Source organism: Agrobacterium sp. T29, assembly GCF_006970545.1.
GTDB classification, from domain to species: domain Bacteria; phylum Pseudomonadota; class Alphaproteobacteria; order Rhizobiales; family Rhizobiaceae; genus Agrobacterium; species Agrobacterium leguminum.
This window is the reverse complement of the sequence record NZ_CP040640.1, coordinates 481,366-502,784: the sequence shown is the minus strand read 5'-3', so window position 1 is coordinate 502,784 and position 21,419 is coordinate 481,366. Positions and strand designations below refer to the sequence as shown.

20 protein-coding genes and 1 tRNA gene are annotated in these 21,419 nt (G+C 61.7%); 10 read left to right on the top strand and 11 right to left on the bottom strand.

Translation table 11 applies throughout. From position 1 onward, the window contains the following. Positions 1-113 precede the first annotated feature (113 nt). Both FGF54_RS02510 and FGF54_RS02505 read left to right on the top strand, forming a co-directional pair. Positions 114-395 (top strand): type II toxin-antitoxin system ParD family antitoxin, encoded by a 282-nt coding sequence (locus FGF54_RS02510; RefSeq protein ID WP_035259884.1) that lies wholly within the window; start codon positions 114-116, stop codon positions 393-395. Then, positions 385-696 (top strand): type II toxin-antitoxin system RelE/ParE family toxin, encoded by a 312-nt coding sequence (locus FGF54_RS02505; protein WP_142778839.1) that lies wholly within the window; start codon positions 385-387, stop codon positions 694-696. Before FGF54_RS02510 ends, FGF54_RS02505 begins: the two co-directional genes overlap by 11 nt. A 12-nt stretch (positions 697-708) precedes the next feature. Here the strand turns inward: FGF54_RS02505 and FGF54_RS02500 are convergent. Further along, a tRNA-Gln gene (locus FGF54_RS02500) sits at positions 709-783 on the bottom strand. Between the two features lie 202 nt (positions 784-985). Here FGF54_RS02500 and FGF54_RS02495 point away from each other — a divergent pair. Beyond that, entirely contained in the window at positions 986-1,894 is a 909-nt protein-coding gene (locus FGF54_RS02495; protein ID WP_142778838.1) for an MBL fold metallo-hydrolase, read from the top strand. Between the two features lie 259 nt (positions 1,895-2,153). Here FGF54_RS02495 and FGF54_RS02490 read toward each other — a convergent pair whose 3' ends face one another. After that, positions 2,154-3,074 carry a DUF1499 domain-containing protein gene (locus FGF54_RS02490; protein ID WP_142778837.1) on the bottom strand — a complete coding sequence of 307 codons (921 nt, stop codon included), beginning with the start codon at positions 3,072-3,074 and terminating at the stop codon, positions 2,154-2,156. A 517-nt stretch (positions 3,075-3,591) separates the two neighbouring features. Here FGF54_RS02490 and FGF54_RS02485 point away from each other — a divergent pair. The 3 genes from FGF54_RS02485 to FGF54_RS02475 all read left to right on the top strand — a co-directional run bounded on the left by FGF54_RS02485 (position 3,592) and on the right by FGF54_RS02475 (position 5,970). After that, entirely contained in the window at positions 3,592-4,956 is a 1,365-nt protein-coding gene (locus FGF54_RS02485) for a dicarboxylate/amino acid:cation symporter (RefSeq protein ID WP_142778836.1), read from the top strand. Between the two features lie 151 nt (positions 4,957-5,107). Further along, positions 5,108-5,506 carry a hypothetical protein gene (locus FGF54_RS02480; RefSeq protein ID WP_142778835.1) on the top strand — a complete coding sequence of 133 codons (399 nt, stop codon included), beginning with the start codon at positions 5,108-5,110 and terminating at the stop codon, positions 5,504-5,506. 191 nt (positions 5,507-5,697) lie between these two features. Then, the gene (locus FGF54_RS02475) at positions 5,698-5,970 is read left to right on the top strand and encodes a hypothetical protein (protein ID WP_142778834.1); all 273 of its coding nucleotides are present in this window, start codon (positions 5,698-5,700) and stop codon (positions 5,968-5,970) included. Here the strand turns inward: FGF54_RS02475 and ppdK are convergent. Then, positions 5,948-8,674 carry a pyruvate, phosphate dikinase gene (ppdK, locus tag FGF54_RS02470; protein WP_142778833.1) on the bottom strand — a complete coding sequence of 909 codons (2,727 nt, stop codon included), beginning with the start codon at positions 8,672-8,674 and terminating at the stop codon, positions 5,948-5,950. The two genes, FGF54_RS02475 and ppdK, sit on opposite strands and share 23 nt — an antisense overlap. A 228-nt stretch (positions 8,675-8,902) precedes the next feature. Between ppdK and FGF54_RS02465 the strand changes: the two genes are divergently transcribed. Next, on the top strand, positions 8,903-9,880 hold the full coding sequence (locus FGF54_RS02465) for a VOC family protein (RefSeq protein ID WP_142778832.1): 978 nt from the start codon (positions 8,903-8,905) through the stop codon (positions 9,878-9,880). A 454-nt stretch (positions 9,881-10,334) separates the two neighbouring features. Here the strand turns inward: FGF54_RS02465 and FGF54_RS02460 are convergent, their stop codons facing one another. From FGF54_RS02460 to FGF54_RS02445, 4 genes are all read right to left on the bottom strand, one after another. Continuing rightward, positions 10,335-13,802: a chromosome segregation SMC family protein gene (locus FGF54_RS02460; protein WP_142778831.1), complete on the bottom strand. Its 3,468-nt coding sequence runs from the start codon at positions 13,800-13,802 to the stop codon at positions 10,335-10,337. A gap of 84 nt (positions 13,803-13,886) precedes the next feature. After that, positions 13,887-14,567 carry a DsbA family protein gene (locus FGF54_RS02455; protein ID WP_142778830.1) on the bottom strand — a complete coding sequence of 227 codons (681 nt, stop codon included), beginning with the start codon at positions 14,565-14,567 and terminating at the stop codon, positions 13,887-13,889. 129 nt (positions 14,568-14,696) lie between these two features. After that, positions 14,697-15,218: a DUF721 domain-containing protein gene (locus FGF54_RS02450; protein WP_080817472.1), complete on the bottom strand. Its 522-nt coding sequence runs from the start codon at positions 15,216-15,218 to the stop codon at positions 14,697-14,699. Between the two features lie 27 nt (positions 15,219-15,245). Then, positions 15,246-15,710, bottom strand: a complete 465-nt coding sequence (locus FGF54_RS02445; protein WP_142778829.1) for a hypothetical protein — start codon at positions 15,708-15,710, stop codon at positions 15,246-15,248. Between the two features lie 126 nt (positions 15,711-15,836). Here FGF54_RS02445 and mutY point away from each other — a divergent pair, with 126 nt between their 5' ends. Together mutY and FGF54_RS02435 are read left to right on the top strand one after the other, a co-directional pair. Beyond that, entirely contained in the window at positions 15,837-16,949 is a 1,113-nt protein-coding gene (gene mutY / locus FGF54_RS02440; RefSeq protein WP_142778828.1) for an A/G-specific adenine glycosylase, read from the top strand. After that, positions 16,946-17,557, top strand: coding sequence for an HAD family phosphatase (locus FGF54_RS02435; protein ID WP_035262998.1), 612 nt, complete (start codon positions 16,946-16,948; stop codon positions 17,555-17,557). Before mutY ends, FGF54_RS02435 begins: the two co-directional genes overlap by 4 nt. Before the next feature lie 37 nt (positions 17,558-17,594). Here the strand turns inward: FGF54_RS02435 and FGF54_RS02430 are convergent, their stop codons facing one another. The 3 genes from FGF54_RS02430 to FGF54_RS02415 form a co-directional block, all read right to left on the bottom strand. Next, on the bottom strand, positions 17,595-17,885 hold the full coding sequence (locus tag FGF54_RS02430) for a type II toxin-antitoxin system RelE/ParE family toxin (RefSeq protein WP_168207976.1): 291 nt from the start codon (positions 17,883-17,885) through the stop codon (positions 17,595-17,597). Between the two features lie 2 nt (positions 17,886-17,887). Continuing rightward, entirely contained in the window at positions 17,888-18,139 is a 252-nt protein-coding gene (locus FGF54_RS02425) for a type II toxin-antitoxin system ParD family antitoxin (protein ID WP_142778826.1), read from the bottom strand. 375 nt (positions 18,140-18,514) lie between these two features. Further along, complete coding sequence (locus FGF54_RS02415) at positions 18,515-19,660, bottom strand: site-specific DNA-methyltransferase (RefSeq protein WP_003520492.1); 1,146 nt, start codon at positions 19,658-19,660, stop codon at positions 18,515-18,517. A 237-nt stretch (positions 19,661-19,897) separates the two neighbouring features. On the opposite strand from FGF54_RS02415, the gene FGF54_RS02405 reads away from it, so the two are divergent. After that, complete coding sequence (locus tag FGF54_RS02405) at positions 19,898-20,998, top strand: hypothetical protein (RefSeq protein ID WP_142778825.1); 1,101 nt, start codon at positions 19,898-19,900, stop codon at positions 20,996-20,998. Here FGF54_RS02405 and FGF54_RS02400 read toward each other — a convergent pair. Beyond that, positions 20,958-21,419: a DUF1284 domain-containing protein gene (locus FGF54_RS02400; protein WP_142780104.1), complete on the bottom strand. Its 462-nt coding sequence runs from the start codon at positions 21,417-21,419 to the stop codon at positions 20,958-20,960. The two genes, FGF54_RS02405 and FGF54_RS02400, sit on opposite strands and share 41 nt — an antisense overlap.

The window sequence follows — 21,419 nt, the reverse complement described above, 5'->3', positions numbered from 1 at the left end:
CTCCACCCGCGCCGGCATCCTCCGGCGTATTGCCACTAGGGCGTTGAAAAAATATCTCGCGCCAAAAACCAGTTGGTGGTAATAATTCCTACCAATATCCATGGAGAAATGACATGGCCAACGTTGAAAAGATCAGCGTTTCGATGACGCCCCAGCACGCCGAAATCTTGCGCGACGCCGTGGAAAGCGGTGCTTATGCCAGCAGCAGCGAAGTCATCCGTGAAGCGATGCGAGACTGGTCGGCAAAATGGGTTCAGCGACGCGACGACATCGCCAAGCTGCGCGCATTGTGGGCTGAGGGCAAAGCCAGTGGCGGTTCAACCGAAGTGGATTTCGACGAAGCGCTCAATGAAGCGCGTGCAGAACTGGCCTCGTTGAAAAATCGTGACCACTAAGCTTGTCTGGACGCCCCGCGCACGTAGCGATGTGAAGAAAATCTATATCGATATCGGCAAATCACAGCCTCTTGCCGCAGAGCGATATTTCGCTCGGTTCCGTGCCAAAGCGGAGCGCTTGGTCGACCATCCTCACCTTGGCGAGCGTCACCCGGAAATTTTTCCGTCCGCCCGTATGCTCGTCGAAGCACCTTATGTCATTCTCTACGAAACCGTGCCGGACACCGATGGCGACGAAATATATTCCGTGGAAATCGTTCGCGTGATCGATGGTCGCCGGGACCTGCGAACGTTGTTCTGAATTCGGAAGAGATGGCTGGGGCGCCAGGATTCGAACCTGGGAATGCCGGTACCAAAAACCGGTGCCTTACCGCTTGGCGACGCCCCAACAGGGCAGCGAAGGCGAAACGCCGCTGCCTGAACCGCGCCTGATTAGCAAAGCCTGCCCGGCCCGGCAATGACCCGGCGACTTATTTTTTCACAAAATTCAAGCTTTTTGGGTGCCGTGGCGAAGTTCGCATGTTAGGGCTTGGCGATGGCGCGGTTGAGGCTGCGGCTCAAGCTGGCATGGCATTTTTCAGGAGGTCTCGATGGCGGACCCGGCATTCGATCTCGATTTCAAGCCGGCCTATGGCGAGGCGGTTCCCGTCGCTCCGCTGATCCAGCGCATCACCGTCAACAATCCCTCCGCCTTCACCTTCCATGGCACCAACTCCTATATTGTCGGCGACCGTTCCGTCGCCGTCATAGATCCCGGTCCGGAGGATGAGGCGCATTTTCAGGCGCTGATGGCGGCGCTGACGGGCCGCGAGGTCACCCATATATTCGTCAGCCATACCCATCGCGATCACTCGCCGCTTGCCCGGCGGCTGAAGGAGGCGACCGGGGCGATAACGGTGGCCGAGGGTCCGCACCGTGCCGCGCGGCCGCTGCACGCGGGCGAGACAAACCCCTTTGCCGAAAGTTCCGATACGGCTTTTGTGCCCGATATCGCGCTTGGCGACGGCCAAAGCCTTTCCGGCGACGGGTGGCGGCTTACCGCGCTGCATACGCCGGGACACACCGCCAACCACGCCGCCTTCGCGCTCGATGGCAGCGGTATCGTCTTTTCCGCCGATCACGTCATGGCCTGGGCCACCACCATCGTCGCGCCGCCGGATGGGGCGATGAGCGATTACATGGCCTCGCTGGAACGGCTGCTCACCCGCGACGACCGGCTGTTCCTGCCCGGCCATGGCGGCCCGGTCACCGATCCCACCGCCTTCATGCGGGGCTTGCGCGCCCACCGCCGTATGCGGGAAAAGGCGGTTCTGAAGCGTATCCGCGAAGGCGACCGGCTGATCGCCGATATGGTGAAGGTGATCTACGCCAGCACCGACAAGCGCCTGCATGGCGCGGCCGCACTTTCCGTGCTGGCGCATATCGAAGACCTGATCGAAAAGGGCGAGGTGCAGACGGATGGTGCGCCTTCGCTGCTGGGTGAGTATTTTCCGGCGTAGCGGATATTTTAGGCACGCGAGATTTCAGGGCGCGTTGTGAGCTCACCTCTCACTCCAAGCCTCGATTGGATCGAGCGGATGCCGCCTGTTTCTTCTCCCCGAGGGGGAGAAGTCCGCGGCAGCGGGATGAGGGGGCAAGGGTAGAGATATGCGGAGAGCGTGCCCCCCTCATCCGACCCTTCGGGACACCTTCTCCCCGTCGGGGAGAAGAAACAGGCGGCACCCGCTCGTCCCCATCAAGACAACACGCAGCGACACCCTAGTTGTCGTTCAACCCCTGCATCTCCGCATCCAGCGCATCGAGATAGGCTTCGGCAATCGCAGCGCCCATGCCGAGATCGTGCGGGCCGTAGCGGGAGGCGACGCGGACATCGACGATGGTGGTTTCGGCCTCTTCCTTGAGGCGGATGAGGATATCGAAACGCAGGCCCCAGATGCGCGTGCGGGTTTCGCCCTGCATCAGCACCACGCCGCTACCGTTAAAGAAGGTGGGCAAAGGCGCGTCCGTCGGGCGGGCCATGGGCACCGGCACGATGGAGGGCAGATCCTCGACCGGCCCTTCTTCCGCAGGCTGCGTCCTGTCCTGCTCCGGAACGCCGACGGAGGGCGCATCTTCCGCCCCGATCACCCCCTTCGTGTGGGCAATGCGGATATTCTGGGCGGCGGCCATTTTTTTGGCGGCGGCATAGATGCGGTCGATTGCGCCTTCATAACGGCGGCCGGCGAGGCTGGCATAGGCTTCGGTTTGCGCGTCGCGGTCTTCCTTGGTGATAGTCGCGGGCCGCACCAGCCATTGCTGGTTGGCGGCGGGCGTCACCAGCCATTCCGGCACGTCGGTGAGATCGGTGGAGATGTCGTAAATCTTCGGCTGCTGCCAATAAAGAAAAGCGCCGTAACCGACCACGCCGAGCGGCAGGGCCGAGAGAAGCAGCGCCGCCAGCGCCGAAAGGCCGCCACGCGCGCCCCTGGTCCACAGCCGCTCAAGCCCGATCAACGCCAGAAGCACGGCCGCGAGAGCGATGCTGGCGGCGATGATGATGAGACCGACAAGATCGGGCGTCGTCAGCGGCCCGAAACGATGAATGCCGGCGGCGATGAGAAACAGCACAAGCGCCGCAAGACTCAGATAGCGGGAAAGATAGGCTGCAACCGAAAAAGGCCGGACGAAACGCACAGTCATGAAAGCGGATATCCGTTAGATCGCATTGGCTAAAAAGCGTTGCACCCAAATTCTGGCAGGGAATCACCTGCATATGATGTCATAGACCGGATTTGCGGCGAGGAAAACAAAGGAGGAGGCGATCCCTACGCTAAAGCGCGCGAACGTCTCCGTCATGCCGGTCCCCGGAACAAGCCCGAGGATGATCCGGCATCCAGCCATGCTGCGCCGTGAGGATGAGTCTTTTGCGATCAAGGACTTGATCGCGCTGGCCCCGGATCAGGTCCGGGGTGACGGAATATCAGGCAATGACACTGCCAAACTATAGGTTTTAGGACTCTGACGTCGAAGGCAACAAGACGCTGGAATATTTTTCCGCATTGCCTCCCCTAAAGAGAATTATTCCCCGACAACGCAATAAATACGCATGTTCATCCCTTAATTGCTGAGGAAATCGGCGTATTCTCGGCGACCTCCCTCGAGAATGCGTGTAAAAAGTGCAACATTCTCGTTTTCTTGCACAATAAAGAGACATGTCATGTCACAGGCAACGACGTCCGCCGGCCCCTCCGGGCCTAAACCTTTTTATCGCAATTTCGGCTTTCAGGTTCTGATCGCCATGGTCATCGGCCTGCTGCTCGGCCTCGTTGCGCGCAACATCGGTCCCGATGCCGCCGGCAGCCCCAACTGGCTTTCGGTAACACTGCAAACCATCGGCAGCATTTTCGTGCAGCTTTTGCGCGCGCTGGTTCCGCCGCTGATCTTCACGGCCATCGTCGCCTCCATCGCCAATCTCAAGAACCTCTCCAATGCGGCGAAGCTTGTGTGGCAGACACTTCTCTGGTTCGCCATCACCGCACTGATCGCCGTCGTCATCGGCATCGTGCTCGGCCTTGTCATTCAGCCCGGCGTCAACACGGCGATTGCCAATACGGCAGCGGCGGCCCCCTCTTCCACCGGGTCCTGGCTGGATTTCCTGAAGGGGCTGATCCCGGCCAACGTCTTCGGCCTCGAAGCGTCTACCAAGCTCAATAATGGCGCGGCCAGCACCTCGTTGAACTTCAACGTGCTGCAGCTGCTCGTGGTGTCGATCGCCTTTGGCGTCGCGGCGCTGAAAGCGGGCAAGGCGGCGGAACCGTTCCTCGCCTTCAACCAGTCGCTGCTCGCCATCGTGCGCAAAATCCTGTGGTGGGTCATCCGCCTCACCCCCATCGGCACCATCGGCCTGCTCGGCCGCGCGGTCGATCAATATGGTTGGACGACGCTGTCGCAGCTCGGCTGGTACGCGGCGGCCGTTTATATCGGTCTGGCACTGGTGCTTTTCGTGGTCTATCCGGCGCTGCTTCTCGCCCATGGCCTGAAGCCGTCGCGCTTCTTTGCGGGCGCATGGCCGGCCATCCAGCTCGCCTTCGTGTCGCGTTCCTCCATCGGCACGCTTCCCGTCACCGAAACCGTGACGGAAAAGAGCCTCGGCGTGCCGCGCGAATATGCCGCCTTCTCCGTGCCGCTCGGCGCCACCACCAAAATGGATGGCTGCGCTGCGATCTATCCGGCTATTTCGGCGATCTTCATCGCGCAGTTCTTCCAGGTGCCGCTCGGCATCCAGGAATATGTGCTGATCGTCTTCGTCTCGGTGCTCGGTTCCGCCGCAACGGCAGGCCTCACGGGCGCGGTGGTGATGCTGACACTGACGCTTTCGACGCTCGGCCTGCCGCTGGAAGGTGTGGGCCTGCTGCTCGCCATCGACCCGATCCTCGACATGGGCCGCACGGCGGTCAACGTCGCCGGCCAGGCGCTGGTGCCCACCCTCGTCGCCAAGCGCGAGGGCATTCTCGATGAGGCCGTCTATAACAACGCCAAGGATATCGACGCACTCGACGACCGGGAAGCAGCGCCGGCGTGACAGCGACAATCATGGGGCGTTTCCGGTGAAAAGGGAAACGCCCCATGCGGACCATTCCCGTTGTTCCCTGATAGTTTGGGGTTGACGGCGATAATTTCATCGATAGCGATAGCGGCACGGGCAATAGCGCAACTTTGAGCGGAAACTGTGCATGGCGAAACGTAACTGGATCTATGTCGGCCTGCTCGCTTTCATCTCCCTCGGGCTTCTGATCGATGCGGCCGTCTGGCCTGCCGGGCCTCCAGCATCCTTTACCGCAAACGATCTGGTGCAGATGATCGGCATCATCACGCTATTTGCCTGGTGGCAGATAGAGGATGCCGAAAAGCGGGACCTCCGGCGCAGCTCCGCCGCCAAAATCACCACCGTTCTGCTCGCACCCATCGGGCTTGCGATTTACCTCTATCAAACCCGCCGGTGGACCCGTGCCACGCTCGGCCTCTTCGCCTTTATCGGCGGCATCGTCCTCATCGCCATCCTCGCGGTTCTGCTCGGCGACTGGCTCATTCAACAGGGTTTGTTCCCGCCGTCTTTCCTGCGTGATTCCTGAGCAACGGGAGCATGTCGGATTTTACGACGCCACGCCGCCTGACACCGCTATCGCCGCCGCCTGCCAAGCCATTCTCCATGATGGATTGATGCAACTTTCCGCCCCAACGCGGCTTTTCCCGGTATCAAAACAGGCGTATCAATCGCGGCAATAAAAGTGCCGTACGGCCGTCATGTTAAGGGAGAAACAAAATGCGTGTTTCCATCGTCTTCGGTGCGCTTGCCGCCATACTGGCGCTCACCGCCTGCCAGACGCTGACGCCGGAAGAGCGTCGGGCGCGGGATGAGGCGACTTGCCGGGGTTATGGTTTCCGCCCCGGCACGGACCCGATGGCCGGTTGCCTTCTCGATCTGGAAATGGACCGCCGCGCCGACAACCGCGCCTGGCAGGCGCAGATGAACCGCGACATGTTCTACCGCCCCGTGGTGGTTGAGCGGCGCATCATCGTCCAACAGAACCCCTGACGGGAATGAAGGCGACATTGCTCGCCACCTTGCCCTCATCCCTCTTCGCCGCCAACGTTGCCTGCGCCGCGGCCAGGCGGGCGATGGGCACGCGGAAGGGCGAGCAGGACACGTAGTCGAGATCGGCGTCCTCGCAGAAATGGATCGAGGCCGGGTCGCCGCCATGTTCGCCGCAGATGCCGAGCTTCAGTTCCGGCCGCGTCTGGCGGCCGCGTTCGGCGGCGATGCGGATCAACTCGCCCACACCGTCGAAATCGAGCGAGATGAACGGGTCGCGCTCGATGATGCCCTTGCGCTGATAGGTATTGATGAAACGCGCCGCATCGTCGCGGGAAATACCGAAGGTGGTCTGCGTCAAATCGTTGGTGCCGAAGGAGAAAAATTCCGCCGCTTCCGCAATGACATGCGCGCGCAGGGCGGCGCGCGGCAGTTCGATCATGGTGCCGGTCAGATATTCGATCTCCATGCCGGTTTCCTGCGCCACCGCAGCGGCGACGCCGTCGATGACTTCGGTGACGTAATCCAGTTCCGAGCGCAGTCCGACCAGCGGCACCATGATCTCGGGCACGACCGGCGCGCCGGTGATGCGCGCCGCCGCAACGGCCGCTTCGAAAATGGCGCGGGCCTGCATTTCGGCGATTTCCGGATAGGAAATGGCGAGACGGCAGCCACGATGGCCGAGCATGGGGTTGAATTCGTGCAGGGCATCCAGCCGCTGGCGGAACACCGTCTGGGGCATGCCCATGGCGGCCGCCACCTCGACGATCTCACCGTCGGTCTTCGGCAGGAATTCGTGCAGCGGCGGGTCGAGCAGGCGGATCGTCACCGGCAGGCCGTGCATGATCTGGAAAAGCTCGGTGAAATCCGAGCGCTGCATCGGCAGAAGCTCATCGAGCGCCGCCCGCCTGCCCTTTTCGCTTTCGGCGAGGATCATCTCACGCATGACGTGGATGCGGTCGCCCTCGAAGAACATATGTTCGGTACGGCAGAGGCCGATGCCTTCCGCGCCGAAAGCGCGGGCGGCGCGGGCATCTGCCGGGGTATCGGCATTGGTGCGCACGGTCATGCGGCGCAGGCTGTCGGCCCACTCCATCAGCTTGCCGAAATCGCCCGAGAGTTCCGGCTGCGTCATCGGCACCTCGCCCTTCAGCACCCGGCCGGAAGAACCGTCGATGGTGATGACATCGCCGCGTTTGAGCATGCAGCCGACGCCGATCAGCACCTTGTTGCGCATGTCGACGCGCATGGAGCCGGCGCCGGTGACGCAGGGAATGCCCATGCCGCGCGCCACCACGGCGGCGTGGCTGGTCATGCCGCCGCGCGTCGTCAGAATGCCTTCGGCGGCGTGCATGCCATGAATATCTTCCGGGCTGGTTTCGATGCGCACCAGAATGACGCGGCGGCCTTCGGCTTCCGCCGCAACCGCCTCTTCGGCGGTAAAGACGATTTCGCCCGTCGCCGCCCCCGGCGAAGCCGGCAGGCCGGAGCCGATGATGGGGCGGGATGTGCCGGGATCGATGGTGGGGTGAAGCAGCTGGTCGAGCGATGACGGCTCGATGCGGCAGACGGCCTCCTCCTGCGAGATCAGCTCTTCCTCGACCATATCGACGGCGATCTTCATGGCGGCGCGGGTGGTGCGCTTGCCGGAGCGGGTCTGTAGCATCCAGAGCTTGCCGCGCTCGATGGTGAATTCCAGATCCTGCATGTCGCGATAGTGATTTTCCAGCCGCTTGCAGATGGCCAGGAATTCACTGAACGCCTCTGGCATCAGCTTTTCCATGGAAGGCTTGTCGGAGCCGGAGGCAAGACGCGCGGCCTCGGTGATGGATTGCGGCGTGCGGATACCCGCCACCACATCTTCGCCTTGAGCGTTGACGAGAAATTCGCCGTAAAGCTCCGCCTCGCCCGTCGAAGGATTGCGGGTAAAGGCGACGCCGGTTGCCGAGGACGAGCCGAGATTGCCGAAAACCATGGCCTGCACGTTGACGGCCGTGCCCCAGTCGCCCGGAATATTGTGCAGGTGCCGGTAGGTCACGGCGCGGTGGTTGGTCCAGCTGGCGAAGACGGCGCCGATGGCACCCCAGAGCTGCACGTGACAGTCCTGCGGGAAGGCTTCGTCCAGCTCATCCTCGATCAGCTTTTTATAAAGCGAAACGACATGCTGCCATTCGACCGCCGACATGTCGGTATCGTATTCGTGGCCGAGGCGGCCTTTCTCGTCCTCGAGAATTTCCTCGAACAATTCGTGGTCGAGGCCCATGACGACATCGGCATACATCTGGATGAAGCGGCGGTAGCTGTCCCAGGCAAAACGCGCGTCGCCCGCATCGTGGCCCAGCGCCTCGACGGTGCGGTCGTTGAGACCCAAGTTCAGCACGGTATCCATCATGCCGGGCATGGAGGCGCGCGCGCCGGAGCGGACGGAGATGAGCAGCGGCGAGTGGCTGCCGCCGAAGGTCTTGCCGGTCACGGTTTCCATGCCGTGCAGGCCGACCATGACCTGCAGCTTCAGCTCTTCGGGAAGATCGCGGCCGTTCTTGTGATAAAGGGCGCAGGCATCGGTTATGATGGTGAGGCCGGGGGGAACGGGAAGGCCGAGACTTGCCATTTCGGCAAGGTTCGCGCCCTTGCCGCCCAATATCGCAACGTCACCTGCCCTGCCTTCGGCAGCACCGTTGCCGAAGGTATAAACCCACTTTTTCATTCCACGCTCTCCACCCAGAAGCGTTGTCATTTTTCTATCATCTACAGCATTGGCGGCACGTTGGAAACGCCGCAACGTGCAGTTTACATCGCAGTGCAGCATAATTGCGGCAAATTGCGCGCAAGAATTGCCGCAAAGGCCGAATAACGGCATGATTGACGCATTCGTGTAGTGCGCTGAACTGGAGTGTTGCCTAAGCCATTCAAATCGCCGACAAAGAGATTATTCATGCAATTTACCCGCCGCCATACGCTTAAATTTGCCGGAATTTCCTGTGCCGCCAGCGCGCTTGCCGGGGCGCTCAGAGCCGAAGGCGCAGTGCCCGTCGCGGGCTCCGCTTCCGCCCTTCCCTTCGCGCTGACGACGCCGATGCATATCGGCCAGGCCGCGCTGCGCGTGCGCGATCTCGACCAGATGATCGAGTATTACCGTTCAGTGCTGGGCATGAACGAGGTGGAGCGCACGGCCAGAGGCGTGACGCTCGGCGTCGGCACCGTGCCGCTGCTCGATCTGGTGCACAAGCCGGCGGCGGATTTCGAAAGCCCCACCTCCGCCGGCCTGTTCCACATCGCCTATCTGATGCCCTCGCGCAAGGATCTGGCGCGCTGGCTGGTGCATGCGGCGCTGAAACAGGTGCCGCTTACCGGTTTTGCCGACCATAATGTCAGCGAGGCGATCTATCTCAACGATCCCGAGGGCAACGGCATCGAGGTTTACAGCGACCGGCCGAAGGACACATGGGTCTGGAGCGGCCGCGTGGTGAAAATGGGCACCGAACCGCTCGATGTCGACGATCTGGTGAAGCTGACCGATACCAAAAGAAGCGACTACGAGGCTGCCCCGCCGGGAATGCGCATCGGGCATGTACACCTGCGGGTCGGCGAAATCGCCGCCGCCCGCGCCTTTTACGAAACGGCCGTCGGCCTGCAACCGACGCAGGACGCGCGCTCCGATGCCTCGTTTCTCTCTTCCGGCGGGTATCATCATCATCTGGCGGTGAATACATGGAACAGCCGTGGTGCGAAGGGACGCAACGCCATGGAAACCGGCCTCGACTGGTTTTCAATCACCGTTCGCAACCCCGCCGATCTGGAGGCGCAGAAAACGCGGCTGCGGGCCGCCGGTTATGTGCTGGTGGAGATGGAAAATAACGTCGTGGAAGCGATAGACCCCTGGGGCACGCGGCTGCGGCTGGTGCCGGCGTGAGCAGGCGGTAGCGCTCCGCACTGCACGATTGACAGTTATGGCAGGCTCGGCGTTTACCGGGGTTCGTAGTGTCCTCTCCTTCCGTCATTCCGGCCTTGAGCCGGAATCCAGCCGACGCGGCTCTCGCGCGACGGGAAGAGTCCTTTCAGCCCAAGGACTTGGGCTGGCTGGATACCGGCTCAAGGCCGGTATGACGGAGGAGTTTTGTGCCCCGGAAACGATTACCAGCCATACACCCACATCACCCTATGAACCCGGAAAAAGAAAGCCTTGCGAGGCCACGGCAGCGGCCTCGCAAGGCATTCCATCCGGTACAGGAAACCGGATGGTGGGGTCTGTGATGAGCCCTTTGGCCCTTGCGGAAAACATAGCAAAACACCGCGCATTGTCGCTCACCCGAATGGGTGATACGGCCAGATAAATTCGCGATGGTGGGCGAAGGGGAAAAGAAGCCTCAGACGGCTTCGCGCAATTGTTCGGCTGTCTGCAAATCCACGGAGACGAGTTGCGAGACGCCCTGTTCGGCCATGGTGACGCCGAAGAGGCGGTTCATGCGCGCCATGGTGATGGGATTGTGGGTGATGATGACGAAGCGGGTTTCGGTGGAGGCCACCATCTCGTCCATCAGGTTGCAATAACGCTCGACATTGTGGTCGTCGAGCGGCGCGTCCACTTCGTCCAGCACGCAGATGGGCGCGGGATTGGTGAGGAAGACCGCGAAGATCAGCGCCATGGCCGTCAGCGCCTGTTCGCCGCCGGAAAGCAGCGTCATGGTCTGCGGTTTCTTGCCCGGCGGGCGGGCGAGGATTTCCAGCCCCGCTTCCAGCGGATCGTCGGATTCGATCAGCTGCAATTCCGCCGTGCCGCCGCCGAAGAGATGGGTGAACAGCCGCTGGAACTGCGAATTGACCACATCGAAAGCGGCGATCAGCCGCTCGCGGCCCTCGCGGTTGAGGTTCTGGATGCCGGCACGCAGCTTGCGCACGGCGTCGATGATGTCGTCGCGCTCCTTGATCAGCGCCTCGAGCTTGGCGGAAAGCTCGGCCTGCTCTTCCTCGGCGCGCAGATTGACGGCGCCCAGCCTTTCGCGTTCGATCTTCAACCGATCGAGATCGCGCTCGACGTCGCGAATGTCCGGCTTCGGCTGGTCCGGGCCAAGGCCGGTCAGGCGGAAGGCCATATGCGGCTCGGTATTCAGCGTTTCGCGGATGCGGTGTTCGGTTTCCTGCCGCTTTTCGCGGGCGGAAACCAGCCGTTCTTCGGCACGGCCGCGCTTTTCGCGGGCTTCGGCCAGTTCCGAAAGCGCGGTTGCGGCCACACGGTCGGCAGCGCGCTGCAGGTTTTCCGCCTCGGCCAGCCGGTCGGCGGCCTGTCGGCGGGCGTCTTCGGTCTTCTGCAATTCGTTGAGGAGGTTGCGGCGTTTCTCGTCGAACTCCTCCGGCGCTATGTCCAGCTCGGCGATTTCCTCGCGCGCCTCTTCCTCGCGTTCGCGCAATGTCGCGATGTGATCGGCCGCACTGGCCGCCCGCGATTGCCAGGTGGAGCGCTCCTGCCCTATCGCCTGAATTCTGCGCTGACGGCTTTCCGCCTCGCGGCTCACACCCTCATGGCGGGCGCGGGCCTCCGCCAGAAGGCCGCGGTCGGTCGCGACTTCAAGCTGGCTTTCGCGTAGCCGCAGATCCAGCACGGAAAGATCGGGCGCGTCTTCCATTTCGATGCGGGCGTTTTCCTCCTGAACGGCGATCTCGTCGATCTGCGCGCCGATCTGGTTCAGTGCTTCGGACACGATATCGCGACGGCGCAGCAGATCGCCCGAGGCCCTTTCTGCGATGGTCAGCGCCTCGCGCGCCTCGGCAAGATGGCGGGTCGCAAGACGGCTTCTGTCGCGCACGTCCGAGAGCCGCAATTCGCTGCTTCTGATGTCCTCGGTGCGGGCGGCAAGCTGGTCCTCGGCCTCGTCCAGAATGGAGCGGGCCTCATCCAGTTCTGTCTCGATTTCAGCAAGGCGGTTCTTCTGCGACAGGCGAAGCGCTGCGGCACCCGGCGCATCGGCGCTGGCGATGTGACCGTCCCAGCGCAACAGCGCGCCTTCGCGCGTCACCAGCCGCTGGCCGGCCTTCAAATGCGGCAGCAGGCGCCGGGCTTCCGCCGTGTTGGCGACGACACCGATCTGCGCCAAAGCGCGGCGCAGGGCTTCCGGCGCCTGCGCATAATCCAGAAGCGGTTTCGCGCCCTGAGGCAAGGCGGGATCATCAGCGCCATCGCCATTTCCGGCCCAATAGGCGGGTGCTGCGGGATCGAGCGGGCTTTCGAGATCGTCGCCGAGGGCGGCACCCAATGCCGCCTCAAAACCGCGCTCCACCGTCATTTCTTCCGCCACCGGCGTAAAGCTGCCATTGGCGGCGGCGCTGGAGGCAAGGATTTTGGTGATGGTGCGTGCTTCCGTGTCCAGCGCGTTCAGCCGGTTCCGCGCCGTTTCCAGCGGCGCGCGCGCCAGCGCTTCGGCGGAACGCGCCTCGGCAACGGCGGCCTCGGCTTCCTCCACCACGATCAGGGCATCCTCGACCGCGATCTCCGCCGCCTCGACCGCTTCGCGCCGTTCGGAAGGATCGGGAAGGCCGGAGAGTTTTTCGTCGATGGCATCGATCTCGGCGGATGCCTCCTGCGACTGCCGCTCCAGCCTAAGCTTGCGATCGGTAAGATCGCGGATCGCCCGCTCCAATTGCTGGCGGGCGGCGGATGCCTCGGCCCGTTCGGCAGTAATCGCGGTGAAGATGGCTTCGCTTTCCGCCAGCTTGACAGCGGCGGCTTCGAAGGCTTCACGCATCTCTTCCGCATGACGGCCGGAATCGGAGAGGATTTCCAGAAGTTCGGCCTCTTCTTCATCGAGCCGTGCGAGTATCTGGGCATTATCGGAGACCAGCCGTTCCTCGCGGACGATATCCTCGCCAAGCTGCGACAGGCGGCGGGCAAGCTCGTCGCGGCGGCGCAGCAGGCGGTTCGCTTCGTCATCCAGCTGGGTGCGGGCAATTTGCAGGCGTTGCAGGGCGGCGGCGACTTTCGCCTCGTCCTCGCGCAGCTCCGGCAGCTTCAGGCTGGCGATACCCTGCTGCTTGGCCGCTTCCATCTGCGCCTGCGCCTTTTCAGCGACGATGTTGGTCGCCTGATTGAGCGCGCTTTCCGCCTCGCCTTCGGCTTCCTTCGCCTCAACCCAGCGGATGTGCAGCAGGGTCGCTTCGCGGGCGCGGATATCGGCGGACAGCATCTTGAAACGGTTGGCCTGCCGGGCCTGGCGTTTCAGGCTTTCGATCTGGCTTTCCAGCTGGGCGGTGACGTCTTCCAGCCGCTCCAGATTGGTCTCGGCGGCGCGCAGGCGAAGCTCGGCTTCGTGGCGGCGGGAATGCAGGCCGGAAATGCCGGCCGCCTCTTCCAGCAGCTGGCGGCGGGCCTGCGGCTTGGCATTGATGAGCTCGCCGATACGGCCCTGCCCGACCATGGAGGGCGAGCGGGCGCCGGTGGAGGCGTCGGCGAACAGAAGCTGCACATCCTTGGCGCGGGCTTCCTTGCCGTTGATGCGGTAGACGGAGCCGTTTTCGCGCTCGATGCGGCGTGTGACCTGAATTTCATCGGCATCGTTGAAGGCTGCAGGCGCGGTGCGGTCGGAATTGTCGAGATAAAGGCCGACTTCGGCGGTGTTGCGGGCCGGGCGATTGCCGGAACCGGAGAAGATGACGTCATCCATGCCGGAGGCGCGCATGTTCTTGTAGGAATTCTCGCCCATCACCCAGCGCAGCGCTTCGACCAGATTGGACTTGCCGCAGCCGTTCGGCCCGACGACACCGGTAAGCCCCGGCTCGATGATGAATTCGGAAGGTTCGACGAAAGACTTGAAACCGACGAGGCGGAGCTTGTTGAACTTCATGCCGTCACGCCCCGGCAAGAAGACGGGCAATAAAAAACGGGCGTGTGGAAATATCCGCCGCCCGTTTCTTTCAGGGTCCGGCGATCAGAGCAGCTTGTCGATGACAGCCGACATGGTTTCAACCGACATGTCTCCTGCGTATTTCTTGCCGTTGATGATGAAAGTCGGCGTGGAGTTGACGCCGAATTCCGTCGCACCGCGTTGCATCGTTGCGTTCACATCATCCAGAAGTTTCTGGTTCGTCAAGCAGGCCTCGAAAGACTCCTGTGAGAAACCGGCCATTTTCGACATTTGCAGCAGGGCGGCGCGCGCATCCTGCGCAACGGCCCAGCTCTGCTGCTGCTTGAACAGCATGGAAACGAAGGGGAAATACTGACCTTCCGGTGCGCAGCGCGCCAGCATGAAGGCGGCAGCGGCGCGCGGATCGAACGGGAATTCGCGCAGCACGAAATAGACCTTGCCGGTATCGATGTATTTCTTCTTGATCTCTTCGAAGGTCTTGTTGTGGAAGTTGGCGCAGTGCGGGCAGGTCATCGACATGTATTCGACGATCTTGACGGGTGCGTTGGCATCGCCGAGCGCGGCTTCCGGCAGCGGGCCGGGCTTCATCACCGCAGCCATATCCACATCGCCGGTGGATTCAGGCAATTCCTGCGCCTCGGCGATACCGGGCGTGAAGGCAAACGGCAGGGCCGTGGCAACGGCGACAAGAGCAACGCCGCCGAGGAGGCTGCGACGGGAAATGGTCAGTTCGGGAAAATGCATGAAAGCACCTGTTGGTAATAGACTCTATTGTCCGTTGATTCCGATATAGCGACGGCCTGTTCATCACAAGCGGGGTTTTGAACTCTTCTTGTCAAAGAATTGTGACCAGTCAAGGACAGCCTGTGCACATCAAATCGTCCTGCCGCGCGGCTTTTTCTGCAATACCGCCGTGCCCAGCCTCTCCACCGCCTTGCGCAGCGCCTCGCTCTCGATGCCGTCCATCATGTCATCGAGACGTTTTGCCGCATCGCCGCGCAGGGGTTGCGGTTTGCGCCTTCGGTTGACGGTTTGGGACACCGGTTTCTGCACGATCCTGATCTGGCGCACCGCCGGAAAGCCGAAAAAGCCGTTGATGCGGGCAATCAGTTCGCCCTGCGCATGGGTGAGAAACAGGGCGCGCGCGCCTTCGCAGGCAATCGTCAACACGCCCGGCTGGTAGCCGCCGCGATCCGGCCCCTCGTCGCGGCGCGGCCAGGTGATCTTTTCCGGGCGGGTGCAATCGGCGAAGTCCTCGCCGGCGATCTCGTCCCAGGAGCCGAGCAGCGCCGTGTTGATGCCCGCCCGTTTCGACAGCACGGGGTCCATGATGCCATTGGCGACTTCGGCGATCTGCACGACGCCTTTGCGGAATGAATCTGCGGGTTTCTTCATGCTCTCCTCGACAGAGGCCAAGCGGCCTCAAGCGGTCGCGCCATCGTCATCTTCTTCGCCGCGCAACAATGCGCGAAATCGTCGCCAGTCCCGGCAGGCGCCCAAGCGTATCATTCCCGCCACCAAACATCCAAAGAGGAAATAGGCCCCAGCCAAAAACTTCAGATGCGATATTCCCGGCTTATCCGACATAACGGCAATCACCAACATGCATGTCAGGACGATGGAGAGGTATATCCACAGGCCATGGCAGAAAATCGCCCAGAAACCGGATTCGATAATTCGAAAGCGGCGCGAGGGCTTGCCTCTCATCTTCTCCAGTTCACGGACTTCGCCGATCAGGCGGGAGACCACAAAGGCCACGCTGTTCTGACGCCCGAAACACAGACGGCCAATATGGTTCAACAGGCTCCCAATCAGGCACAGGGCCAACAGAACCCCGATAACATAAAGCAGCGGTTGGGGTATATTATCCAGCAGCGCATTCCGCATGGGGCTCTTCCTCCAAAATCGGATCATAGGTTTCGATGTCGGGCATTCGTTACCGGATGCGGTTTTCCACGCCGCCGCCGCAGGCTGCTGTTGCAGATTGCCGTGCCGTGTCTATGTTCAGCGGCGATGAACACACATACGCGGCAACACATATCACGTCCGACGGCGGAACAACTTCTCGCATGGTACGACCGGCACCATCGCGAACTGCCATGGCGCACGTCTCCCGCCATGGCGGCACGGGGAAAACGCGCCGATCCCTATCACGTCTGGCTGTCGGAGGTCATGTTGCAGCAGACGACGGTGCAGGCGGTGAAACCCTATTTCCTGAAGTTTCTCGCGGCATGGCCAAGCGTCAGCGATCTGGCCGCAGCGCCGGTCGAGGATGTCATGGCGGCCTGGGCAGGGCTCGGTTATTACGCCCGTGCCCGCAACCTCAAAAAATGCGCCGAAGCCGTGGCGCGCGACCATGGCGGCATCTTTCCGGACAGCGAAGAGGGCCTGAAGCAATTGCCCGGCATCGGCGATTATACCGCCGCCGCCGTAGCGGCCATCGCGTTCAACCGGCAGGCGGCGGTGATGGACGGCAATGTGGAGCGCGTCATCTCCCGCCTCTTTTCCATAGATGCCCCCCTGCCCGGCTCAAAGCCCGCCATGAAAGCGAAGGTGGCCGAGCTTACCCCTTCCGACCGGCCCGGCGATTTTGCCCAGGCGATGATGGATCTCGGCGCAACGATCTGTACGCCGAAACGGCCGGCCTGCGCGCTCTGTCCGTTCAACGGCCACTGTCTTGCGCTTGCCCATGACGAGCCGGAGCGTTTTCCGGTCAAGGCGGCGAAGAAGGCAAAGCCGGTGCGGCTGGGGGCCGCCTTCGTGGCGGTGAATGCGAGCGGCGAAATCCTGCTGCGGCGGCGCATCGAAAGCGGGCTTCTCGGCGGCATGACCGAGGTGCCGACAACGGCATGGACCGCCCGCATGGACGGCGGCACGGAGGCGAGCCATGCGCCCTTTGCCGCCGGCTGGCAGGCGGCGGGCGTCATCGTGCATGTCTTCACCCATTTCGAACTGCGGCTCACCGTCTACCGCGCGCAGGTGCCGGACGGCCTTAAAACCGGCCCGGATGACGGATGGTGGGAGCCGGTTACAAATCTTGACGCGCAGGCGCTGCCAACGGTGATGAAAAAAGTCATCGCCCAAGCTATTCCATCCGCATTCGATGAAAGCAGGAAATTTCGATGACCAAGATTGAGCATATCGTATTCGACATCGGCAAGGTGCTGATCCATTACGATCCGCATATTCCCTATAGCCGCCTCATTCCCGATGCCGATGAGCGCAAATGGTTCTTCGAAAACGTCTGCACCCATGACTGGAACCTCGAACAGGATCGCGGACGCCGCTGGGAAGATGCCGAAGCGCTGCTGGTGGAGCAGTTTCCGGAGCGGGAAGAGCACATCCGTTCCTTCCGCAAGTTCTGGCACGAGATGGTCTCGCATTCCTATGACGACAGCGTCGCCATCATGGTTGCCCTGATCGATAGCGGCCATGACGTGACGATGCTGACCAACTTCGCCTCCGACACCTTTCGCGAGGCGCAGAAAATGTTCCCCTTCCTCACTTTGCCGCGCGGCGTCACCGTTTCCGGCGATGTGAAGCTGTTGAAGCCCGATGTGGCGATCTACGATCTGCACGCCAGGGAATTCGGCCTCAATCCAGCCGCCAGCCTCTTCATCGACGATACGCTCGTGAATGTCGAAGGCGCGAAGAAAGCAGGCTGGCAGGCCGTGCACTTCACCGGCGCGGAAAAGCTGCGGCAGGATTTGCGGGCTTATGGGGTGGAAGCGTAAGCTGGCTGCCGGGCAAAACGGTGACGTGGACGCCCGGCTACGACTCGTTGGCCCAGTCTTCATGTGCGTGGCGGACGCGGACGATCAGGACGTCATCGTCCGCTCCCACGGCATAAACAACCAGATGTGCCCTGAACCGATGGATACGCAGCGGCGGTAACAACTCATGCCGCTCTCGTGCCATTCGTGGGTTGAGAGATATCAGCTCAAATATCTCATAGAGTTCCCGGTGATATTTTTGCGCCTGCGCCAGCCCGAATAACACGATGCCTTCTTCGACTATGCGAATGACGTCCTCTTCCGCGAGCAGAGACAGGCGAAAGCCCATGGTCAGCCGATTTTGCGTTTCATGGAGCGGGCTTCAGCCTCGGCGAACAGGGCCTCCTGCGAGCGATGCCCGACGCCACTCCGCAGTCCCTCATCCACAAAACGCTGCATCGCCGCGATTTTTTCGCCTCGTTCCTGATCCTTGCGGATCAGGTCTCGCACGTAGTCACTCGCATTGGAGTAACGACCTGTCCTGGATTGGGCCTCGACCCATTCTTTCATGGGCGCAGGCAGCGATATGTTCATGGTCGCCATATTCATCTCCTTTGATGGAAGAGTGCAGAATTTGGCAAAGTTTGTCAAAACAGATCGGGAAAAGAAATTGGCGCAGGCGGAAATGGCGGTCTCCGGCCTGCGCCAGTCCTGCCGCAAGCGGCATCGGACGCAATGTTTTTGTGATTTTTCCGAACCGGATTTTCACAACCACTGCTCTGATTTGAGACAGTATTGCCGATCTCTTGCGCGAAACTTGTCTTGCTAAAAAAGGATACTCGAAAATACCAACGCCCGACACCGAAGTGCCGGGCGTTGGTCGTTCTCCCTCCGGGACTGAAGGTACTAAACCGGACGGAGACATAGGCTGACAAGGGCGGGCGGTGGATCGTTGCATCTAAGCCTTTTGGGCTTTGACTATTCGGCCTTTGCCAGTTCACTGCGGATGATCGCTCTCAGATCGTCGATCGGCTTCAGCGTGTCGCCATCTTCGAAATGCCAGAACGTCCATCCGTTGCATGCGTCGAGACCCTGCACCTTCGCGCCGAGGCGGTGAATGGAGCCGGCGGTCCCGCCGGATGCAATCGTACCATCGGCACGAATAATGGCGCTATAACGGCGTCGTGCGTCCGTCAGCACCTGGCCCGGGCGGACGAGGCCGCTTTCCACCAGCGTGTTGAAGGCAACGCGCGGTTCGGCCTTCTTGCCGGTCATCACGGTCAGTTCCGCTTTGCCGAGCGGCTCGACGGCGGCGATGCGGGCGGATGCCGCGTCGATATAATCCTGTTCGCGCTCGATGCCGACGAAGTGGCGGCCGAGACGTTTTGCAACGGCGCCCGTGGTGCCGGAGCCGAAGAATGGGTCGAGCACGATATCGCCCGGCTTGGTGGAGGCCATGATGATGCGCGCCAGCAGCGCTTCCGGCTTCTGGGTCGGATGCACCTTCTTGCCGTCGTCGCCCTTCAGTCGCTCGTTGCCGCTGCAGATCGGGAACAGCCAGTCGGAGCGCATCTGCACATCGTCATTGGAGGCCTTCAGCGCATCGTAGTTGAAGGTGTAGTTCTTGGCTTTCGGATCGCGGCTGGCCCAGATCATCGTCTCATGCGCGTTCTGGAACCGGCGGCCCTTGAAGTTCGGCATGGGGTTGGTCTTGCGCCAGACGATGTCGTTCAGGATCCAGAAATCGAGGTTCTGGAGCATGGAGCCGACGCGGAAGATATTGTGGTAGGAGCCGATGACCCAGATGGTGCCGTTCGGTTTCAGCACACGGCGGCAGGCGAGCAGCCAGGCGCGGGTGAAGGCGTCATAGGCCTCGAAGGAGGCGAACTGGTCCCATTCGTCATCGACGGCATCGACCAGCGACTGATCGGGACGGTGCAGGGTTCCGCCAAGCTGGAGATTATAGGGTGGATCGGCGAAAATCGCATCGACCGACTGGCTCGGGAGGGCATCCAAGGCAGCGACACAATCACCTTTGATGATGCTGTCTTTCCAGGCGTCGCTCTCGCCCGCACGATCAAAACCGGCACGCCGAAAATCGGCCAGCGGAAAAACTGCTGCCATTGGTACTCGCTCCATACGCTTACTCTCTACTGATGCTTATGGTTACCGAAGATGGTTATCAAAGCCTGAACAAGTCACGGAAAATGCGAAATAAATGGCTGTCGCGGCACGCAGGCGCGATTTGCGGCGGCCGGCGGGGGAACCCGAAGTCGGGCAAAAACGTTGTGCACAACGGGTTCTCCTGTCCCCGCATATCGGCGCGGCGGGAAGAGCCATTATGGCAGGGGGTAATCCGCAATGGGGTCCGTGATGAAAATGGCTTCTTTTTCCATGAATGTCGTCTGCGCCGCACTTTTCGCAACGGCGCTACCGGCGCCATCGCAGGCGCAGCAACCGGCCCCGCAATATAACGTCGTCACCGATGCGGTCCTGTTCGATGGCGGCCCCTCGCTCGGCAACAGCGACAGGGTGCGGTGGGATTTCTACAAGGCAGACCGTTCCGGCGGGCGGACCGACGACAATGCCGGCGGTTCCTATGACGCCACCTTCGAGGCGAAACTGCCGGCGGGCAAATATGTCGGGGTGGCGGCGCTGGGCAATGTGACCCGCGAAGTGTCGTTCGAGGTGAAGGACGGAAGCATCGCGAGGCCGAAGGTGAATTTCGACGCTGCGGAATTGACCGTCGTGCCGAAACGCAGCGCCGGCGGCGATGTGGAAACGCAGGCAAAGACGGAAATCACCAAGGGCGATTTCAAGGACAGCGTCTATGGCCAGAACACCGTCTTCGTGCCGGCGGGAGACGTCGTCCTCACCGGCAGCATCGGCCCGGCGCGGGCTGAGGAGAAGCTTGCCATCAAGGCAGGCGAGAAGATCAGCCACGAGCTGGTCATTCCAAGCGGCGTGGTGATCGCCAAGGCCGTTTATGCGGAAGGCGGCAGGGCGGTGGAGACGGACGATATCCGCTTCGAAGCGATGTCGGCCAAGGAAACGCTGGATGGCACGCGTGAGACCATCAACGGCATTTACGGCACCGGCAAGATCATGGAAATGCCCGCCGGCGATTTCGTCATGCGCGCGCGTCTGGGCAAGGTGACGGTGGAACAACCATTCACCGTGACTGCCGGAAAACGAACCGAAATCACCCTCGATCTCGATGCGGGCGTTCTCGCCATCAAGGCGCCCGGTGCGGAACGGATCGATATCGTTGAAACCACCAGGGATCTTCAGGGCACGCAGAAGGAGATTTCCGGCCGTTACGGCACGCAGCATCAGGAAACCCTGCATCCCGGCGAATATTCGGTTAAGGTGAGCTACGACAAGAAATCCGGCCGCGAGCCGAAGGAGATCAAGGCGACGGTCAAGGCCGCCGAGAGAACCGAGACGGATGTGCCGGAGTAGGCCTCGGCCGCCGCCCGGCCGGAGGCTCCGGACCTTCGCCGATTTTCACACCTGCGAAGCCTGACGCCGCGATACGGTCGCACAGTCTTATCCACTGACAGCCTCGACAGGCCGGCCTGATCTCGCCTGCGGCGAAAGCCAGACGCATCTTCGCGAGAAAGTCGGGCGTCGCCTGCAGCTTCTTGCCGGCGGTCAATGTCTCGCCCAAAAGCGCTGACACCGAAAGGCGGGCCGTCTCATCCCGCTGCACCACGCCTTCGTTAAAACAGTGGGCATGGTTTTCACACAACAGGCCCTCGCAAATATCGTCCGGACCATCCACCAGCTCGATATCTTCCTCGCCGGCATTCAGGCGGGCAGCGACACGGTCGTAATTTTCAACGAAACCGGACGTATATCCCTTGCCCACATAGGTGAGCAT

Excerpts from the sequence above, each read along its gene's own strand:
- FGF54_RS02510 (WP_035259884.1), top strand. The coding sequence starts at position 114 with ATGGCCAACGTTGAAAAGATCAGCGTTTCGATGACGCCCCAGCACGCC.
- FGF54_RS02495 (WP_142778838.1), top strand. The coding sequence starts at position 986 with ATGGCGGACCCGGCATTCGATCTCGATTTCAAGCCGGCCTATGGCGAG.
- FGF54_RS02490 (WP_142778837.1), bottom strand. The coding sequence starts at position 3,074 with ATGACTGTGCGTTTCGTCCGGCCTTTTTCGGTTGCAGCCTATCTTTCC.
- FGF54_RS02485 (WP_142778836.1), top strand. The coding sequence starts at position 3,592 with ATGTCACAGGCAACGACGTCCGCCGGCCCCTCCGGGCCTAAACCTTTT.
- FGF54_RS02480 (WP_142778835.1), top strand. The coding sequence starts at position 5,108 with ATGGCGAAACGTAACTGGATCTATGTCGGCCTGCTCGCTTTCATCTCC.
- FGF54_RS02475 (WP_142778834.1), top strand. The coding sequence starts at position 5,698 with ATGCGTGTTTCCATCGTCTTCGGTGCGCTTGCCGCCATACTGGCGCTC.
- ppdK (WP_142778833.1), bottom strand. The coding sequence starts at position 8,674 with ATGAAAAAGTGGGTTTATACCTTCGGCAACGGTGCTGCCGAAGGCAGG.
- FGF54_RS02465 (WP_142778832.1), top strand. The coding sequence starts at position 8,903 with ATGCAATTTACCCGCCGCCATACGCTTAAATTTGCCGGAATTTCCTGT.
- FGF54_RS02460 (WP_142778831.1), bottom strand. The coding sequence starts at position 13,802 with ATGAAGTTCAACAAGCTCCGCCTCGTCGGTTTCAAGTCTTTCGTCGAA.
- FGF54_RS02455 (WP_142778830.1), bottom strand. The coding sequence starts at position 14,567 with ATGCATTTTCCCGAACTGACCATTTCCCGTCGCAGCCTCCTCGGCGGC.
- FGF54_RS02450 (WP_080817472.1), bottom strand. The coding sequence starts at position 15,218 with ATGAAGAAACCCGCAGATTCATTCCGCAAAGGCGTCGTGCAGATCGCC.
- FGF54_RS02445 (WP_142778829.1), bottom strand. The coding sequence starts at position 15,710 with ATGCGGAATGCGCTGCTGGATAATATACCCCAACCGCTGCTTTATGTT.
- mutY (WP_142778828.1), top strand. The coding sequence starts at position 15,837 with ATGAACACACATACGCGGCAACACATATCACGTCCGACGGCGGAACAA.
- FGF54_RS02435 (WP_035262998.1), top strand. The coding sequence starts at position 16,946 with ATGACCAAGATTGAGCATATCGTATTCGACATCGGCAAGGTGCTGATC.
- FGF54_RS02430 (WP_168207976.1), bottom strand. The coding sequence starts at position 17,885 with ATGGGCTTTCGCCTGTCTCTGCTCGCGGAAGAGGACGTCATTCGCATA.
- FGF54_RS02425 (WP_142778826.1), bottom strand. The coding sequence starts at position 18,139 with ATGGCGACCATGAACATATCGCTGCCTGCGCCCATGAAAGAATGGGTC.
- FGF54_RS02415 (WP_003520492.1), bottom strand. The coding sequence starts at position 19,660 with ATGGCAGCAGTTTTTCCGCTGGCCGATTTTCGGCGTGCCGGTTTTGAT.
- FGF54_RS02405 (WP_142778825.1), top strand. The coding sequence starts at position 19,898 with ATGGGGTCCGTGATGAAAATGGCTTCTTTTTCCATGAATGTCGTCTGC.
- FGF54_RS02400 (WP_142780104.1), bottom strand. The coding sequence starts at position 21,419 with ATGCTCACCTATGTGGGCAAGGGATATACGTCCGGTTTCGTTGAAAAT.